The sequence below is a fragment of the Pantoea sp. GABEPS69 genome, from assembly GCF_045780835.1.
Lineage (GTDB): Bacteria > Pseudomonadota > Gammaproteobacteria > Enterobacterales > Enterobacteriaceae > Pantoea > Pantoea septica.
Map to the genome: position 1 here is coordinate 3,814,318 of NZ_CP118618.1, position 17,867 is coordinate 3,832,184.

Below are 17,867 nucleotides of genomic sequence, written 5' to 3' on the forward strand. Positions count from 1 at the left end.
GATGGAAAATGTGGTGATTATTGACGCGGTCCGCACGCCGATGGGCCGTTCCAAAGGCGGCGCCTTTCGTCAGGTGCGCGCGGAAGATCTCTCTGCGCATCTGATGCGCGAGCTGTTAAGCCGCCATCCGGCGCTAAATCCCGCCACGCTGGACGACATCGTGTGGGGCTGCGTGCAGCAGACGCTGGAGCAGGGCTTTAATATCGCGCGCAACGCCGCGCTGCTGGCGGAAATACCCCATCGCGTGCCGGCGACCACCGTCAATCGCCTGTGCGGATCGTCGATGCAGGCGCTGCACGATGCGGCGCGCGCCATTATGGTCGGCGACGCGCACGCCTGCCTGGTCGGCGGCGTCGAACATATGGGTCACGTGCCGATGAGCCACGGCGTCGATTTTCATCCCGGACTGGGCCGCACGGTCGCAAAAGCGGCGGGCATGATGGGTCTGACCGCCGAAATGCTGGCGCATATGCACCATATCGGCCGCGAACAGCAGGACGCCTTTGCGCTGCGCTCTCATCAGCGCGCCTGGGCCGCGACGCAGCGCGGCGACTTTCGCCGGGAGATCGTGCCGACCTACGGACACGACGCCGACGGCGTGCTGAAGCGCTACGATTTTGACGAGGTGATCCGCGAGGAGACCAGCCTCGAAGGGCTGGCGGCGCTGAAGCCGGCGTTCGATCCGGTGAACGGCACGGTCACGGCGGGCAGCTCTTCGGCGCTCTCCGACGGCGCCGCCGCGTTGCTGGTAATGAGCGAAAGCCGCGCGCGCGAACTGGGGCTGACGCCGCGCGCGCGCGTCAGAAGCATGGCGGTCATCGGCTGCGATCCGTCGATTATGGGCTACGGTCCGGTGCCCGCCAGCAAGCTGGCGCTGAAGCGCGCCGGATTAAGCGTGGAGGATATCGACATATTCGAGCTGAACGAAGCGTTCGCCGCGCAGACCCTGCCCTGCATTAAAGATCTCGGTTTGCTGGATCGGCTGGACGATAAGGTGAACCTGAACGGCGGCGCCATCGCGCTCGGTCATCCGCTTGGCTGCTCCGGCGCGCGCATCAGCGCTACGCTGCTGAACATTATGGAACGACGCGATGCCCAGTTCGGCCTGGCCAGCATGTGCATCGGCTTAGGCCAGGGCATCGCAACCGTATTTGAGCGTCTGTAATACGTTGGATCACGTTGGAAGTCAGTTCCCGCCCGTCAGGGGCGGGTTTTTTCTGCCTGACGCCTTAAATAAAGGCGAACGCGTCACCGAACATCTGCGCTTCTTTTGCGCCGCGCTCGGCGCAGAAGCGGTCACGAGCGATCTTCGCCATCTCAAAGCGGCCGGCGATATAGATATCATGCTCCGCCAGCGTGGCGAAATCCTGCATCACCGCCGTCAGCACCGTGCCGGAGCGACCCTGCCAGCCCTCTTCCGGCTGTTCGACCACCGGCACCACGCGCAGATTAGGGTGCTTCACCGCCAGCGCATTGAGCTCGTCAAGATCGTAAAGGTGCTGCAGTTCGCGGCCGCCCCAGTAAATAGCGATTTCGCGATCCGGCTGCTGCGCCAGCGCGGTCAGCAGGATAGAGCGCGCATAGGAGAAGCCAGTACCGCCAGCGATCAGGACGATCGGGCGCGTGCTCTCTTCCCGCAGCCAGGCGTCGCCGTGCGGAATATCCACGGTGATCTGCCGGTCGTCGCGGATGCGATCCATTACCGCCATGGCGTAGAGATTGAGATCGGAGGCGCCGATATGCAGCTCGATAATCTCTTTTTCCATTGGTGTCGAGGCGAGCGAGAACGGACGCTTGTCGCGCTCGTCCATCACCACCATCAAATACTGCCCGGCGCGAAAGGTAAAATCCGCTTCGGGTATCAGGCGGACGCGATATACGGTATCGGTAATCGCTTCAACTGAAGTTACTTTACAGCTTAAAATCGTCATGCGTTCCCTCTGTCGGGTCGTCATTAGGGTTGTGCGCGCCGTCAGCGCTGCGGCGGCTGAGTAAAGATGCCTAAGTCATCCCAGATCGCGTCGATGCGCGCCGTTACGGCGGGATCTTTCACGATCGGTCGTCCCCACTCGCGCTGGGTTTCGCCCGGCCATTTATTGGTGGCGTCCAGACCCATCTTGGAACCCAGGCCGGAAACCGGCGAGGCGAAGTCCAGATAGTCGATAGGCGTGTTTTCCACCAGCACCGTGTCGCGTGCCGGATCCATACGGGTGGTAATGGCCCAGATCACATCGTTCCAGTCGCGTGCGTTAACATCGTCGTCACACACAATAACAAATTTGGTGTACATGAACTGCCGCAGGAATGACCAGACGCCGAACATCACGCGCTTTGCGTGTCCTGCGTACTGTTTTTTCATCGTCACCACCGCCAGGCGATAAGAGCAGCCCTCCGGCGGCAGATAGAAATCCACAATCTCCGGGAACTGCTTAATCAGGATCGGCACCAGCACTTCGTTCAGTGCGACGCCCAGCACCGCCGGCTCATCAGGCGGACGGCCGGTATAGGTGGAGTGATAGATGGCGTTCTGCCGCTGCGTAACGTGCGTGACGGTGAAAACCGGGAAGTTATCCACTTCATTGTAGTAGCCCGTATGATCGCCATAGGGCCCTTCCGGCGCCATATCGCCCGGCTCGATGTAACCTTCCAGCACGATCTCCGCGCTGGCGGGTACTTCCAGATCGTTAGAGAGGCACTTCACCACTTCGGTTTTATTGCCGCGCAGCAGACCGGCGAAGGCGTACTCCGACAGCGTATCCGGCACCGGCGTTACCGCGCCGAGAATAGTGGCGGGATCGGCGCCGAGAGCGACGGAAACCGGGAAGCGTTCGCCAGGATGGGTCTGGCACCACTCCTGATAGTCGAGCGCGCCGCCGCGATGGGAGAGCCAGCGCATAATCAGGCGGTTTTTGCCAATCACCTGCTGGCGATAGATGCCCAGATTCTGCCGCTCTTTGTGCGGCCCGCGCGTGACGGTCAGTCCCCAGGTAATCAGCGGCGCGGCGTCGTCAGGCCAGCACTTCATCACCGGAATGCGCGACAGGTCGACCTCATCGCCGCTGAACACCACCTCCTGGCAGGGCGCGTTGCGCAGCCGTTTGGTCGGCATGTTCAGCACCTGTTTGAACTGCGGCATCTTGTCGAACAGATCGCGAAAGCCTTTCGGCGGCTCCGGCTCTTTCAAAAACGCCAGCAGCTTGCCGACTTCGCGCAGCGCGCTGACCTCTTCCTGACCCATGCCCATCGCCACGCGTTTCGGCGTGCCGAACAGGTTGCACAGCACCGGCATGTCGTAGCCTTTGGGATTTTCAAACAGCAGCGCCGGTCCGCCGGCGCGCAGCGTGCGGTCGGCAATTTCCGTCATTTCCAGCTCAGGATCGATAGAGTGGCTAATGCGCTTTAACTCGCCGCGCTGTTCCAGCAGCGTGAGGAAGTCTCGTAAATCGTGATATTTCATGCGGCCTTCGCTTCCAGCCAAAGTGAATCGGCCATTATAGGGCCGATTCTTAAGGCGTGTTGGATTTTATGCAGCAACCTCAGTCGCAGCGAAAGGGAACCAGCGCCTGCAGCGCCGTGGCGTCGCGGCAGGCCTGAATCGGCTGATTATGGCGGAATACTTTAAAATCCTCGCCGCGCACGCTGAAGTAAGAGAGCTGGTTTTCATGCACATGCAGAAAACTGCCTTCGCGCAGCGCAATCACCGACTCTTCGGGATTAACGGCGCAAAACTCCGCCAGGCGTTCGTCGCGGGTTTCGCCCATATGTCCGCTGGCGTGCGCGTCAAGGTAGTGCGGATTGATCTGAACCGGAAACAGGCCCAGCGCAGGCAACACTACGCTGCTGCGCACCGGCATATCGTTGGTGGTGCGAATCGAGGGCGTCGCTACGTTGCAGCCCGCGCTCCATCCGACGTAAGGCACCGCCCGTTCGCGTACGGCGCGCTGGATCGCCACAATCAGACCGCTTTCGTGCAGCATCTGATTCAGCAGCCAGGTATTGCCGCCGCTGACCAGAATCAGCTCCGCCTGCTCAATGGCCGCCACCGGCGTCGCGAAATCCTGTACGCAGCGCACGGTAACGCCCAGCGACGCGCTCAGCTCGGCGGCGCGCTGTTGATGGTCACCGCGAATAATGGCGTAAGGCACCAGCACCGCCGAACGGATGCCGCGCTGGGCGATCATCGCATGCAGCTGCGGCTGCGCGTAGCCAAGCAGCGGCGCATCGTCGGCCAGCTTGCCGTTGCTTAATAAAAACAGTTCCATCAGCAGATCCTTTTCGCAAACGTTATGAGTCCCGAGTCTGAACCAGCGCACCGCCGCTCGTCAATTTTCCCGCTTGTGTCGGGCAGTTTGCGGAAACCTCGGCCACTTTGTCCGCTTCGGCATCTTTCCACGCTGCGATGCGCTATAACTCTGGCAGCAGGTTTGCTATTCTTAGCGTCCATTCAATGGGAGCATTTATGGAATCCTGGTACTTACTCTATTGCAAACGTGGACAGCTGTTGCGCGCGAAAGAGCATCTTGAGCGGCAGGAGGTGCATTGCCTCAGCCCGATGATCGCTCTGGAAAAAGTGGTGCGCGGCAAACGGACCACCGTGAGTGAGCCCCTGTTTCCTAACTACCTCTTTATCGAATTCGATCCGGAAGCGATTCATACCACCACCATCAGCAGCACGCGCGGCGTCAGCCACTTCGTGCGCTTCGGCACGCTGCCTGCGACGGTGCCTTCCGCCGTTATCGAAGCGCTGCAAACCGACGTGCCGCAAACGCTGATCGATCCGGAAACGCCGCAGGTCGGCGATGAGGTCATCATCACCGAAGGGACCTTTGAAGGCCTGCGCGCCATTTTCGCCGAACCCGATGGCGAAACGCGCTCTATGCTGCTGCTTAACCTGCTGAATAAACAGGTGATGCGCAGCGTAGACAACAAGCAGTTCCGCAAGCTTTAGGGCAGTCGGAACAGCGCGCGCGCGTTACGATCCACCTGCTCTGCCAGTGCCTCCTGCTCTTCTCCACGCCATTTCGCCACCTGCTGCACGATATGCGGCAAAAAACAGGGTTCGTTACGTCGCGACGTCGGCCGCGGATGCATATCGCGCGGCAGCAGATAGGGCGCGTCCGTCTCCAGCAACAGTCGCTCCGCCGGAATTAGCGGCAGCATCTCACGCAGCGCCATACCGCGACGCTCATCGCAGACCCAGCCGGTAATGCCAACCGACAGCCCCATCGCCAGACAGGCTTCCAGCTCGTCGCGCGTGCCGGTAAAGCAGTGCACCACTGCGCCCGGCAGCTTTGGCAGCCACGGCGCCAGCACCGCTGCAAAGCGGTCGTGCGCTTCGCGACAGTGAAGGAAGACCGGCATATTCAGCTCGGCGGCCAGCGCCAGCTGCGCGTCGAAGGCGTACTCCTGCTGCTCGTGCGCGGCAAGGTTGCGGTTGAAATCGAGGCCGCACTCGCCAATCGCCACCACCTGCGGCCGCTCTGCCAGGCGCCGCAGCGTATTGGCCGTCTCATTCGACCATTCGCTGGCGTGATGCGGATGCACGCCCGCCGTCGACCAGCAGAAGTCGGGCTGACGCTCGGCCAGCCGCTGCGCCTGCTGGCTCTCCAGCGCATTGGTCCCGGTGATTAACATGCCGGTGACGCCCGCTTCGCGCGCACGCTTTACCACCTTGTCGCGGTCGGCGGCGAACTGCGTGCTGGTCAGGTTTACACCGATATCAAACATAATCTTTCCCATAGCTTATTAAACAAAAACCGCCCAGATGGGCGGTTCGGTAACAGGGTCTACCCGCCAGGCGCGGGAAACGTACTGATAACGGGTCAGGAATCGGTATGCTGTTCCTCTTCCTGCGCCCGCCGTCCCTTCCCGACGTAGTAACGGGAAAAGAATACGCCGACTTCAAACAGGCAGTACATCGGAATAGCGAGCAAAGTTTGCGAGAAAACGTCCGGCGGTGTGAGCAGCATCCCAACAACGAACGCGCCGACCAGAATATAGGGGCGTTTCTTTTTCAGATCTTCCGGTGTAGTGATGCCGGTCCAGCAGAGCAGCACGATCGCCACCGGCACCTCGAACGCCACGCCGAACGCCATAAACAGCGTCATGACGAAGTCGAGATAGTTGGTGATATCGGTTGCGATGGTCACGCCCTGCGGCGCGGTTTTGGCGAAGAAGCCGAACGCCAGCGGAAAGACGATGAAGTAAGCGAAGGCGACGCCGACGTAAAACAGCAGGGTGCTGGAGAACAGCAACGGCATCACCAGCCTGCGTTCATGGCGATAGAGCGCCGGCGCGACGAAAGCCCACACCTGATAGAGGATCACCGGCACCGCGAGAAATACCGACACGATGATGGTGAGCTTAATCGGCGTAAAAAACGGCGAGGCGACGTCGGTGGCGATCATACTGGCGCCGGCCGGCATCTGGCTGATCAGCGGCGAAGCGACCATATGATAGATGTCGTTGGCGAAATAGATCAGCGCCATGAAAATCGCAAACACTGCGACAATGCAGTAAAGCAGACGCTTACGCAGCTCAATCAAGTGGCTGATAAGCGGTTGGGTATCTTCAACGGCCATGGTTATCGTTCATCACTTGCAGAAGAGGTTGTTGCCGGACTACGCGGCGCGGCCGGCGCAGGATTAACAACCGCCGCTTGCGGGTTCGCATCGGTTTTAGCGGTTTCAACGGCCTCTGCCGCCGCTTCCGGCGCCTGCGCCGGCGCGCTGGCCTGCGTGTGGGCCGTTGCTGGCGTCACAGATTCCGCCGCGCGCTGCTGCGGCGCATGAATGGTATTGGCTTCGTCCTCGGCTTTTTCGATGTCGATGCTCTGCTGAACCGAACGCTTCATCGAATCGGCGGTCTTGCGCAGCTCTTCCATTGACTCCTTCAGCTCCGGCGACATGGCGCCGCGGCTCGCCTCTTCCACCTTTTTCAGGCTGTCCTGCAGCTCCTGCAGTTTCAGCTCCTGCGCCAGCTCGTGCTGTACGTTGGCGGCCAGCGAGCGCATCGCCCGAATCCAGCCCACTACGGTTTTTACCGCAACCGGCAGTCGCTGCGGGCCGAGAACAATCAGCCCGATCACGAACACCAGTACCAGTTCACTAAAACCAATGTCGAACACGGTTTACACCTGCTTGTCGTTTTTGACGTCTTCTTTGTTAGCCGAAGTTTGCTGTTTATCCGCCAGCGTTTTGGCATTGAAATCAGCGTCCTGCTGGTTTGGATGATCCTTTTTCTCATCCTCATCGCTCATGGCTTTTTTAAAGCCCTTGATAGAGGAACCGATATCGGAACCCAGGTTTTTTAACTTATTAGTGCCAAACAGGAGTACAACGATGACGGCAATAATTAATAATTGCCAGATACTGATACCGCCCATGAGATAGTGCCTCTGATGTTGCGAGAGATTGAGAAGAGTAATGTCAGCCAAAAGCCCTGATGACGCCGGGCTTAAGGCTGCGACATTACCGCGATTCAGGCGTGGCTGACAATTAGTTTGTCTTACGCCAGCCGATTAGCCAGGTGACGAAACCCGCCGCCATTAACAGGGCCGGGAAGAAATCCCAGTCCGGGCGGCTCAGCAATACCGCAGTGCCGCTGAGCAGCAGGGTCGCGCCGACGCCGAACAGATAGCGCGCTTTATGATGTTGCGTCCGCTGGGCGTGCATATCCTTAGTCAGCTTATCGACGCTGTGCTGCAAAAGTTTATGATGCCGCATGCTTTCATAAAACAGCTCCGGCAGCTCCGGCAGCTTCTCCGCCCAGAAGGGCGCTTTTTCTTTCACCGCGCGCAGGATAGCCGGCAGACCAATCTGATCTTTGATCCAGTCTTCCAGGAACGGCTTAGCGGTTTTCCACAGATCGAGCTGAGGATAGAGCTGACGGCCGATGCCTTCGACGTAGAGCAGCGTTTTTTGCAGCAGCACCAGCTGCGGCTGCACTTCCATATTGAAGCGGCGCGCGGTGCTGAACAGGTTAAGCAGCACATGGCCGAAAGAGATCTCCGCCAGCGGCTTCTCGAAGATAGGTTCGCACACGGTACGGATAGCGAACTCGAAATCTTCGACGTTGGTATCGGGCGGCACCCAGCCTGAATCAACATGCAGCTCCGCCACTTTGCGGTAGTCGCGGTTGAAGAAGGCGATAAAGTTTTCCGCCAGATAGCGTTTATCCTCTTTGTTCAGCGAGCCGACGATGCCGCAGTCGATGCCGATATATTGCGGATCTTCCGGATGGTCGTAGCTGACGAAGATATTGCCGGGATGCATATCGGCATGGAAGAAGCTGTCGCGGAACACCTGGGTAAAGAAGACCTGCACGCCGCGCTCGGCCAGCAGTTTCATGTTGACGCCGTGCTGCTCTAGCGTGACCACATCGGAGATGGGAATGCCGTAAATGCGCTCCATCACCAGCATGGTTTCGCTGCAGTAGTCCGAATAGACCTCTGGCACATAAAGCATGGGGCTGTCTTCGAAGTTACGGCGCAGCTGAATGGCGTTGGCCGCTTCGCGCAGCAGGTTTAGCTCGTCGATCAGGGTCTTCTCGTAGTCGCGCACCACTTCCATGGGACGCAGACGACGCCCGTCCGGCAGCAGACGCGGCACCCAGCGCGCCAGGCGATAGATAAGCTTCATATCCGCGCGGATCACCGGCAGAATGTCAGGGCGAATCACCTTAATCACTACCTTCTTGCCGGTGGCCTTCAGGGTGGCGGTATGCACCTGCGCGATCGACGCCGACGCCAGCGGTTTGATATCGAAATCATCGAACCAGGTTTCTACCGGGCCGCCGATCGATTTTTCAATCTGCTCTTTGGCCTTTACGCCATCGAAGGGCGCGACGCGATCCTGCAGGATAGCGAGCTGGTCGGCGATCACGGGCGGAAAAAGGTCGCGACGCGTAGAGAGCATCTGCCCGAACTTTATCCAGACCGGACCGAGCTGCTCCATCGCCAGGCGCATACGCACGCCGATCTCTTCGTCTTTATGGCGGTTAGGCAGCCAGAAAATCGTGCGGCGCCAGAGGCGCAGCGGAATGGTAAGGCGCATGCGGGGGATCAGTTCATCAAGACCGTAAGTCAAAAAGATCCTGATGATGAAATATAAACGGCGAATCTCTCCAAACGTCATTTCGCCTCCAGCTGCGCTAAACGCGCCGTGAGCGCATCAAGCGAACGTTCCATCGCGTCTACCTCCTCAGAAAACCACGCCAGTTCCAGCGCGCCCGGCGCGACGCGCCACTCTTCAGTTAATGCCTGCCCCAGATAATCCTGACGACGCGCGACCTCGCCGCGTAGCAGCCGCAGGGCGCGCTGCGCCGCCTGGCTGACGCCCTGCGCGGCGATATCGCCGATCCAGGGCGCGAGATATTCGGCGGGGTCCAGCTCCGCCAGATCGATCAGCGCGGAAAAGCGCTGTACCACCTGCAGATCGCCTTCGACCTGCAGCTCGCCGCTGCGGATCAGGCTGGTCAGCTGCTGGCGATCGCGCAGCTTCGGCAGGGTTTTCAGCTGCGTAATCACGGTGCAGTCGCTGCTGTCCTGCCAGTCGCTCAGCACGTCGAGCTGCTGTTCGCTGAAGACCAGCACCAGCGGATGGGAAAGCTCCTCGAGACGCAGCGTCAGCACCTGTCCCACCAGTCGCTGGCGCGCGGCTTTCAGGCTGCGATCGCGATAGAGCATGCGGTTTAGCGCGGTCTCAAGACCGGCGGTAATCAAGGGCGTCAAGCGCATCACCATATCCGGTTAAAACTTAAATCCACGATGCAGCGCGACGATGCCGCCGGTCATGTTGTAATAAGTGGTGTTCTCGAATCCGGCGTCGTTCATCATCGCCTTCAGGGTCTCCTGATCGGGATGCATGCGAATCGACTCAGCCAGATAGCGATAGCTTTCGGCGTCCTGCGCCACCAGCTGACCGACGCGCGGCAGAATATGGAACGAATAGGCGTCGTACGCCTTGCTGAGCGGATCGAGCACCGGTTTGGAGAACTCCAGCACCAGCAGGCGTCCGCCCGGCTTAAGCACGCGGAACATCGACGCCAGCGCCTTCTCTTTGTCGGTCACGTTGCGCAGGCCGAATGAGATGGTGATGCAGTCGAAATAGTTATCCGGGAAGGGCAGCGCTTCGGCGTTGGCCTGTACGTAGCTGACGTTGCCGACCACGCCGAGATTGCGCAGCTTGTCGCGGCCCATTTTCAGCATGGAGCTGTTGATGTCCGCCAGCACCACCTGACCGGTGTCGCCGACCAGACGGGAAAATTTCGCCGTCAAATCGCCGGTGCCGCCCGCCAGATCCAGCACGCGCTGTCCGCGACGCACGCCGCTGCTGTCGATGGTAAAACGCTTCCAGATGCGATGGATGCCAAAGGACATCAGATCGTTCATCAGGTCATATTTCGCCGCTACGGAGTGAAACACGTCCGCGACTTTGTCAGCTTTTTCGCTTTTGGCGACCGTCTGAAAGCCAAAATGGGTAGTTTCCTGCTGTGATTCATCTGCCATCGGTTTTACCTGTTCCACAAACAATACTTCCCGAAGTGTATCAGAGTCAGGGTAGTCAGGCACGCGACGACCCGCTTATTCGTGGAGCCGCCTCACGCGTGCCTCCAGGGTGTCGGCGACGTCGTCAGGCGTCTCCTCGTCGTCCCATGCCTTTTCCGGCATCGCCTGCTCGACTAACTGCGGATTGATTGAGCGTTTAACTTCAACGCCCAGGGATTTAAACGCCTCGCTCTGCGCGATCAGGTTGCCGCGCCCTTCCGCCAGCTTTTTCATCGCCTCGCGGTAGCTGTTGTGCGCCTTATCCAGATTATGGCCGATGCCGCTCATATCATCGACGAACAGCCGCATCTTGTCATAGAGACGCGCTGCGCGGTCGGCGATGCGCTGCGCGTTGCGGCTCTGATGCTCGTAGCGCCACAGGTTGTTGATGGTGCGCAGCGCCACCAGCAGCGTCGTCGGGCTCACCAGCATGATGTTCTGCTGCAGCGCCTCGCTGATCAACTCCGGCTGGCGGTCGATCGCCAGCAAAAAGGCCGGCTCGACCGGAATGAACATCAACACATAATCGAGCGAGCGTAAACCGGCCAGTTGTTGATAATCTTTACGGCTCAGCAGGCGTATATGGCTGCGCACCGCGGCGACATGCTCCTGAAGCGCCTGCTCGCGCGTCACGTCATCTTCCGCGTTGAAGTAGCGCTCGTAGGCCACCAGCGTCATCTTGGCGTCGACCACCACATCTTTGCCCTGCGGCAGACGTACGATCACATCCGGTTGCATTCTACCCTGCTGTTCCGACTGCAAACTGACCTGCGTCTGATACTCATGGCCTTCGCGCAGGCCTGACGCCTCCAGCACGCGGCTCAGCACCACTTCGCCCCAGTTGCCCTGAATCTTATTGTCGCCTTTCAGCGCTTTGGTGAGGTTGATCGCCTCCTGCGCCATCTGCGCATTCAGCTGCTGTAGCTGGCGGATTTCGTGCGCCAGCGTGTGACGCTCGCGCGCCTCCTGGCCGAAGCTGTCATGCACCTGGCGGCGAAAACCGTCCAGCTGCTCACGCAGCGGAGCGATCAGGCTGTTCAGGCTCTGGCGGTTCTGCTCGTCGACGCGGCGGCCGCTGTTTTCGAAGATGCGGTTGGCGAGATTTTCGAACTGCGCGCTGAGGCGCTGCTCGCTGCTGGTGAGCAGGCGCTGCTTCTCTTCGGCGGCGAAGCGCGTCTCTTCAAGGCGGATGGTTACCTCGCGCAGTTCGGCCTCCTGCGCGCTGTTGACCTCTAGCTGGTTGCGCAGCTCGCGGTTGAGCTGCTCGCATTCGCCGCGCCAGTAATCGAGCTGTTGCAGCCGCTCCTGCGCGCCGCTCAGCGCGCCGTGCAGCTGGCGCAGCTCCTGTTCGCGCTGCTGCAGCTGCTGCTGCAGCTGTTCAAGCTGCTGCTGCTGACGCTGCTGCGTCTCCTGCTGCAAACGCCGTTCGGTGGCAAAGCTGGCGGCCTGATGGCCGGCGCGCAGCTGTGCCAGCATCCAGCCGATGCCCACTCCGGCGAGCGCCAGACAGGCGCTGATAATAATCTGCTGATCCATGATTCCCTCGCGACGCGCATTGCTCGGGAAAAGGTAAAGTCGGCCTGTATGAATGTCCAGACTATTTTAGGGCGGTTTTCAACCCAGAGCAGGCGCTACAGCGCTTTGACCTGCAGCTCGCCCGCTTTCCACGCGTCGGTGAGAAAAAACGGCATCGGCATTAGCCATTCATCCCCTTTTACCCGCGCCGGATAAACAAAGACGTTGCCGCCCCAGGTGAGCTCCACGGACTGCGTCTCCCCCTCTTTCACCGTCGCCTTGCCCGCCATGCTGGCGAAGCCGGCGTTGCTGCCGACGTGGAAGTTCTCCATGCGCCAGCGCACCGGCGCGTGCGGCGGCCAGGGCTGCGCCTGATGAAAATGAAAAATCTCATCGTGGCTCAGCAGGCTTTCGCGCACCGTCGGCCACAGCGCGGCCTTCAGGAAATATTGATCGGTAAAGCGCGCGTTGCCGCTGTAGCGGGCGATAAAGTCGCGCATCGCCTGCGCCATGTTGCTAAAGACGCCGTTGCAGCCGCCCCACATGCCCGCCAGCAGCAGCTCGGTATGGGAAAAGTAGTCGCGCATATGGTGGAACCAGTACGGCGAGGCGAGCCAGGCGTCGACCGCCGCCGCTTCGCGCTCCGACAGCAGCGAGTCGGCGTCGCGGATAATAAAGCGTTTGACGCCGGGATCGTCCATCACCAGAAAACGCCACAGCGTCGGGTAGATCGCCTTTTCCTGCGACATATCGATCAGCTCGACGTGCGGCTGGTTGAGACGCTGCCACACGTGCTGCGGCACGCTCTGATCGAGATAAATACGGCAGCGCCAGCCGGGATAGAGTTGCTGCGCCACCTCGACGTTTTTAATCAGGGTTTCGCAGTAGCGCGGCTGACCGCCGTAGAGGCTGAAGGCGATCACGTTCTGTTCGGGTTTCGTCAGATCGATCGGTTCCGGCCGCGCCGCCGGAAAGGGGTAACGCTGACCCTGACGAAAACGCGCGTCTGCGCCGTTCAGCGCTTCCAGGCCATATTTCGCCAGCTCCTCTCGCTTGCCCATCCAGCCGCACAGCTCCGCCAGTCCATCCAGCCAGGTTTCCGAAGCGGTCGCGCGCACGGCGGGCGGCGCCTGATAGATTTTCTGATAGACGCGGTAAGATTTGCTGTAGTGGCCGAGCCGCAGCAGACAGAGCGCGTAGTCGCTCAGCACCTGCATCTGATTTGGCATGATGCGCAGCACCTCTTCGCAGCAGCTGGCGGCGGCGGCGTAATCCTGCTGTGACATATGCTGGCGAAAGCGCGCGGCGGCGTTTTCAAGGCGCGCCTGCATGGCGGCGGGAGAAGCGGTTAAGGCGGATTTCTGTCGTGGCGGCGTGTGGCGCATCGGGCGATCCTCGCTTTTGCTGTAAAGAGCAGAGGCAGCGCGCAGAGGCGCTGCCTGAAAGCGTTATAACAAACGGCGCGCCGCTTCGACCACAATTTTTACCGCATCGCTCTCGGTCTGCTTCATGGCGGCCGCATCCGGGATCTCTTTCTGGGTACGGTTGACGATGACGCCCGCTACCATGCCCGCACGCAGCCCCTGGCTGGCGCACATCGTCAGCAGCGTGGCAGACTCCATCTCATAGTTAAGCACGCCCATCTGCTGCCACTCCTTCATCGAGCCCTGAAAGCGGCTGACCACGCGGCCGGAGAAGGTGTCGTAACGCTCCTGACCTGGATAGAAGGTGTCGGACGACGCGGTAACGCCGATATGGGTAGTCGCGCCACTCGCTTCTGCTGCTGCAACCAGCGCAGTGGTGCAGGCGAAATCTGCTACGGCGGGAAATTCCAGCGGCGCGAAGTGCTGGCTGGCGCCGTCGAGGCGCACCGCGCCGGTGGTGACCAGCACGTCGCCGACGTTAATATGCGGCTGAATAGCGCCGGTGGTGCCGACGCGCAGGAAGGTGCGCACGCCAAGCTGCGCCAGCTCCTCTACCGCGATAGAGGTCGACGGGCCGCCGATGCCGGTAGAGCAAACGACGACAGGCTTGCCGTCCAGCTTCGCCAGCCATGAGGTGAATTCCCGGTGCGACGCCAGCGGCTGAGCGTCCGCCATCAGTCCGGCAATTTTCTTTACGCGCTCCGGGTCGCCGGGAACGATAGCCAGGGTCGCGCCCTGCAGATCGGCTTTGGTCAGGCCAAGGTGGAAAACGTCAGACATAGCAAACTCCTGAACAGGGAAGTGAAGCGCGCCACTCTACGTCAGCGCAGCGCAAATTTGTGTGATAACAATCACTATCAAAAATGAATGTTACATTTTACATAGATAACAATGCGATCTTGGTCACATAACCAAGCCATTCAGAACGCCATTGCTACAAGCTGTGTGCGTCGGGCTTCGCAGCAATGTTAAAGAGGAGAGTGTTTTTGCTTGCTCCCTACTCTGTTCCCGGTCTCTGGTCCAGACGTCATCTGGCCAGGCTATAGTTACGTGATTGCGCTACTGCCAGCACGGAGAAAAAAATGAAAACCGAAGACAATATGGCACAAAAATCATCGACGGGCGGTTTTGCACCTGCAGTACAGCCGACCGCCTCAACCACGATTCATACCGACAGCCAGGATATTCAGGCGGGCGAAACCTCGGTGCCGAGCCAGGGCGAAAATATGCCCGCTTACTACGCCAGACCGAAAGAGGCGAACGGTCCGCTGCCGGTGGTGCTGGTGGTGCAGGAGATCTTTGGCGTGCACGAGCATATTCGCGATATCTGCCGTCGGCTGGCGCTGGAGGGCTATCTGGCCGTGGCGCCGGAACTCTATTTCCGCGAAGGCGACCCGAATGATTACAACGATATCCCTACCCTGTTTAGCGAGCTGGTCAGCAAAGTGCCGGACAGCCAGGTGCTTTCCGATCTCGACCACGCCGCCAACTGGGCCGGCCGCAACGGCGGCGATATCCGTCGCATGGGCATTACCGGCTTCTGCTGGGGCGGCCGCATCAGCTGGCTTTACGCCGCGCACAATCCGCAGCTGCGCGCTGCCGTCGCCTGGTATGGTCGCCTCATCGGCGAGAAAACCATGAAGCAGCAAAAGCATCCGATCGATATCGCCGTAGATTTAGGCGCGCCGGTGCTGGGCCTCTACGGCGGCCAGGACGATGGCATTCCGCTGGAGAGCGTGGAGCAGATGCGTCAGGCGCTGCACGCCGCTAACGCCAAGGCGGAGATTGTTGTCTATCCCGACGCGGGCCACGCCTTCAACGCCGACTATCGTCCGAGCTATCACGCCGAATCGGCGCAGGATGGCTGGGCGCGTATGCTGACGTGGTTTAAGCAGTTCGGCGTCGTCTGATTACGCACGTAATAAAAAAGGGGCGCCGCAGCGCCCCATCCTCAATAGCAACACATCCTCAACTCAGGCTTTTTCGCCGCGCAGTTTCTTCGCCGCCTCCACCATATTCGCCAGCGCCTGACGGGTTTCCGTCCAGCCGCGCGTTTTCAGGCCGCAGTCCGGGTTGACCCACAGACGCGCTTCCGGGATGCGCTGCGCCGCTTTACGCAGCAGATTCTCTATCCACTCGACGCTCGGCACGTTCGGCGAGTGAATATCGTAAACGCCGGGGCCGATTTCGTTCGGATACTCAAATGCCTTAAAGGCTTCCAGCAGATCCATATCGGAACGCGAGGTTTCGATGGTGATGACGTCGGCATCCAGCGCCGCGATGGACGCCATGATGTCGTTGAATTCGCAATAGCACATGTGGGTGTGGATCTGGGTGTCGTCTTTCGCCACCGCGGCGTTAAGGCGGAAGGCGTCGACCGCCCACTTCAGGTAGGCGGCCCAGTCGGACTGGTGCAGCGGCAGGCCTTCGCGCAGCGCCGGCTCGTCAATCTGGATAATGCCGATGCCGGCCGCTTCGAGATCCGCGACCTCGTCGCGCAGCGCCAGCGCGATTTGCTTCGCGATGGTTTCGCGCGACACGTCCTCGCGCGGGAAAGACCAGCAGAGAATGGTTACCGGGCCGGTCAGCATTCCTTTCACCGGCTTGCTGGTCAGCGACTGCGCATAGGTCGCCCACTCCAGGGTAATCGGCCGCGGGCGGCTGACGTCGCCGATAATCACCGGCGGCTTGACGCAGCGCGAGCCGTAACTCTGCACCCAGCCGTTCTGGGTGAAGACGAAACCCTCCAGGTTTTCGCCGAAATACTCCACCATGTCGTTACGCTCCGCTTCGCCGTGCACCAGCACGTCGAGGCCCAGACGCTCCTGTTCGGCGATCGCCTGTTTGATATGCTGCGCGATGCCGGTGCGGTAGCTGGCGCCGTCGATATTGCCTTTTTTGAAATCGAGCCGCAGGCCGCGGATCTCGGTGGTCTGCGGGAAGGAGCCGATAGTGGTGGTCGGCCAGGCCGGCAGATTAAAGCGGCTGCGCTGCGCGCGGGCGCGGACGGCGTAAGCACTGGCGCGCTCGGTATCCTGCGCGGAGATCGCCGCCAGACGCCTGCCGACCGCCGCGTTGTGCACGCGGCTGGAGTGGGCGCGATGGCGAACTGGCGCGCTCCAGGCCTCCAGCGAGGCCGCGTCGTGATGGTTGAGCGCGTCGCTTAACAGCTTCAGTTCGCCGCATTTTTGCAGCGCGAAGGCGAACCAGCTTTTTACTTCGTCATCGAGGCGGGTCTCTGCGCGCAGATCGATCGGGCTATGCAGCAGCGAACAAGAGGTGCCGACCCACAGCAGGCGACGCTGGCCAATCAACGGCTGTAGGCGTTCGAACCAGCGGCTCAGGTCGGCGCGCCATACGTTGCGGCCGTTGATAACGCCAAGCGACAGCAGCCACGCCGCCGGCAACTGCTGGTGTAGCTGCGCGAGGTCGTCGCGGCCGTGCACCAGATCGACATGCAGCCCCTGCACCGGCAGCGCGCGAATAACATCAAGGTTCTGGCCGATGCTGTCGAAATAGGTGGTCAGCAGCAGCTTCACGTTGCCCTGCAGCGCCTGGTAAGCGGGCCTGAACGCTTCGCGCCACGCCTGCGGCAGCTCCAGCGACAGCGCCGGCTCGTCAATCTGCACCCACTCGACGTCGCGTTTTTTCAGCTCGGCCAGCACCTGCTGGTAAACCGGCAGAATATCATTCAGCAGCGACAGGCGGTCGAACGGCTCGCCTTTAACTTTGCCCAGCCAGATATAGGTCACCGGGCCGAGCAGCACCGGCTTCACCTTGTGGCCCAGCGCCAGCGCTTCGTCCACTTCGTCCAGCAGCTGGGTCCAGGCGAGTTTAAATGTCTGGCCTTTTGTGAACTCCGGCACGATGTAGTGATAGTTGGTGTTAAACCATTTGGTCATCTCGGCGGCGGCGGCCGGTTCGCCGGTCGGCGCCCGACCGCGCGCAATGCGAAACAGCGTATCGAGGTCGACGGTGTCGTCTTGATTCTGATGGCGCGCCGGAACGTTGCCCAGCATCAGGCTGGTGGTCAGCACATGATCGTACCAGGCGAAGTCGCCCACCGGCAGCAGATCCACGCCCGCCTCTTTCTGCTGTTGCCAGTGGCGGGCGCGCAGTTCGCGTCCGGCGGCCAGCAGCTCTTGCTGAGTCGCTTTGCCCGCCCAGTAGCTCTCCTGCGCCTTTTTCAGTTCGCGACGCAGGCCGACGCGGGGAAAGCCGAGGCTGTGGTTCAGAATGGTCATATGCTGTTCTCCCGATAATTTCTCTTTGGCTTCGTCTGGCAGCCAAAGATGTTTAGCCGTCCAGATGTTTACACCGCTATATTCTGCGGGTAGTGTATGTTCCTCAAGCGCAAATTGTTCAATCTCCATGTGAAGGAC

The 17,867-nt window shown here is 60.4% G+C and carries 17 protein-coding genes; 3 read left to right on the forward strand and 14 right to left on the reverse strand.

Annotation, left to right across the window (positions count from 1 at the left end; genetic code table 11):
* Position 1 precedes the first annotated feature (1 nt).
* Positions 2-1,165 carry an acetyl-CoA C-acyltransferase FadA gene (fadA, locus tag PVE98_RS18520; protein WP_048786990.1) on the forward strand — a complete coding sequence of 388 codons (1,164 nt, stop codon included), beginning with the start codon at positions 2-4 and terminating at the stop codon, positions 1,163-1,165.
* 64 nt (positions 1,166-1,229) lie between these two features.
* Here the strand turns inward: fadA and fre are convergent, their stop codons facing one another.
* The 3 genes from fre to pepE all read right to left on the reverse strand — a co-directional run bounded on the left by fre (position 1,230) and on the right by pepE (position 4,262).
* The gene (fre, locus tag PVE98_RS18525; protein ID WP_096072400.1) at positions 1,230-1,931 is read right to left on the reverse strand and encodes an NAD(P)H-flavin reductase; all 702 of its coding nucleotides are present in this window, start codon (positions 1,929-1,931) and stop codon (positions 1,230-1,232) included.
* Positions 1,932-1,972: 41 nt separating this feature from the next.
* On the reverse strand, positions 1,973-3,457 hold the full coding sequence (gene ubiD, locus PVE98_RS18530) for a 4-hydroxy-3-polyprenylbenzoate decarboxylase (RefSeq protein ID WP_033754664.1): 1,485 nt from the start codon (positions 3,455-3,457) through the stop codon (positions 1,973-1,975).
* A gap of 79 nt (positions 3,458-3,536) precedes the next feature.
* Positions 3,537-4,262, reverse strand: coding sequence for a dipeptidase PepE (gene pepE / locus PVE98_RS18535; protein WP_096072399.1), 726 nt, complete (start codon positions 4,260-4,262; stop codon positions 3,537-3,539).
* Positions 4,263-4,459: 197 nt separating this feature from the next.
* Here pepE and rfaH point away from each other — a divergent pair, with 197 nt between their 5' ends.
* Complete coding sequence (gene rfaH, locus PVE98_RS18540; protein ID WP_033754660.1) at positions 4,460-4,948, forward strand: transcription/translation regulatory transformer protein RfaH; 489 nt, start codon at positions 4,460-4,462, stop codon at positions 4,946-4,948.
* On the opposite strand, the gene tatD is transcribed toward rfaH, so the two are convergent.
* From tatD to udp, 10 genes are all read right to left on the reverse strand, one after another.
* The gene (gene tatD, locus PVE98_RS18545; RefSeq protein WP_096072398.1) at positions 4,945-5,727 is read right to left on the reverse strand and encodes a 3'-5' ssDNA/RNA exonuclease TatD; all 783 of its coding nucleotides are present in this window, start codon (positions 5,725-5,727) and stop codon (positions 4,945-4,947) included. The two genes, rfaH and tatD, sit on opposite strands and share 4 nt — an antisense overlap.
* A gap of 95 nt (positions 5,728-5,822) precedes the next feature.
* Positions 5,823-6,581: a Sec-independent protein translocase subunit TatC gene (gene tatC, locus PVE98_RS18550; RefSeq protein ID WP_033754655.1), complete on the reverse strand. Its 759-nt coding sequence runs from the start codon at positions 6,579-6,581 to the stop codon at positions 5,823-5,825.
* Between the two features lie 2 nt (positions 6,582-6,583).
* A complete protein-coding gene (tatB, locus tag PVE98_RS18555) occupies positions 6,584-7,126 on the reverse strand; it encodes a Sec-independent protein translocase protein TatB (protein WP_096072397.1) in 543 nt (180 codons plus the stop codon).
* Between the two features lie 3 nt (positions 7,127-7,129).
* The gene (gene tatA / locus PVE98_RS18560; protein ID WP_033754649.1) at positions 7,130-7,384 is read right to left on the reverse strand and encodes a Sec-independent protein translocase subunit TatA; all 255 of its coding nucleotides are present in this window, start codon (positions 7,382-7,384) and stop codon (positions 7,130-7,132) included.
* A gap of 112 nt (positions 7,385-7,496) precedes the next feature.
* Entirely contained in the window at positions 7,497-9,134 is a 1,638-nt protein-coding gene (ubiB, locus tag PVE98_RS18565) for a ubiquinone biosynthesis regulatory protein kinase UbiB (protein WP_033754646.1), read from the reverse strand.
* A complete protein-coding gene (locus tag PVE98_RS18570) occupies positions 9,131-9,736 on the reverse strand; it encodes an SCP2 domain-containing protein (protein ID WP_033754644.1) in 606 nt (201 codons plus the stop codon). Before PVE98_RS18570 ends, ubiB begins: the two co-directional genes overlap by 4 nt.
* Before the next feature lie 12 nt (positions 9,737-9,748).
* Complete coding sequence (ubiE, locus tag PVE98_RS18575; protein WP_033754641.1) at positions 9,749-10,507, reverse strand: bifunctional demethylmenaquinone methyltransferase/2-methoxy-6-polyprenyl-1,4-benzoquinol methylase UbiE; 759 nt, start codon at positions 10,505-10,507, stop codon at positions 9,749-9,751.
* A 75-nt stretch (positions 10,508-10,582) separates the two neighbouring features.
* The gene (gene rmuC, locus PVE98_RS18580) at positions 10,583-12,082 is read right to left on the reverse strand and encodes a DNA recombination protein RmuC (RefSeq protein WP_096072396.1); all 1,500 of its coding nucleotides are present in this window, start codon (positions 12,080-12,082) and stop codon (positions 10,583-10,585) included.
* A gap of 95 nt (positions 12,083-12,177) precedes the next feature.
* The gene (locus tag PVE98_RS18585) at positions 12,178-13,446 is read right to left on the reverse strand and encodes a lipopolysaccharide assembly protein LapB (protein ID WP_096072395.1); all 1,269 of its coding nucleotides are present in this window, start codon (positions 13,444-13,446) and stop codon (positions 12,178-12,180) included.
* A gap of 63 nt (positions 13,447-13,509) precedes the next feature.
* Entirely contained in the window at positions 13,510-14,265 is a 756-nt protein-coding gene (gene udp, locus PVE98_RS18590) for a uridine phosphorylase (protein ID WP_033754632.1), read from the reverse strand.
* A 302-nt stretch (positions 14,266-14,567) separates the two neighbouring features.
* Here udp and PVE98_RS18595 point away from each other — a divergent pair, with 302 nt between their 5' ends.
* Positions 14,568-15,395, forward strand: coding sequence for a dienelactone hydrolase family protein (locus PVE98_RS18595; protein ID WP_033754629.1), 828 nt, complete (start codon positions 14,568-14,570; stop codon positions 15,393-15,395).
* Positions 15,396-15,458: 63 nt separating this feature from the next.
* Here the strand turns inward: PVE98_RS18595 and metE are convergent, their stop codons facing one another.
* Positions 15,459-17,729 carry a 5-methyltetrahydropteroyltriglutamate--homocysteine S-methyltransferase gene (gene metE / locus PVE98_RS18600; RefSeq protein ID WP_096072394.1) on the reverse strand — a complete coding sequence of 757 codons (2,271 nt, stop codon included), beginning with the start codon at positions 17,727-17,729 and terminating at the stop codon, positions 15,459-15,461.
* Positions 17,730-17,867: the final 138 nt, after the last annotated feature.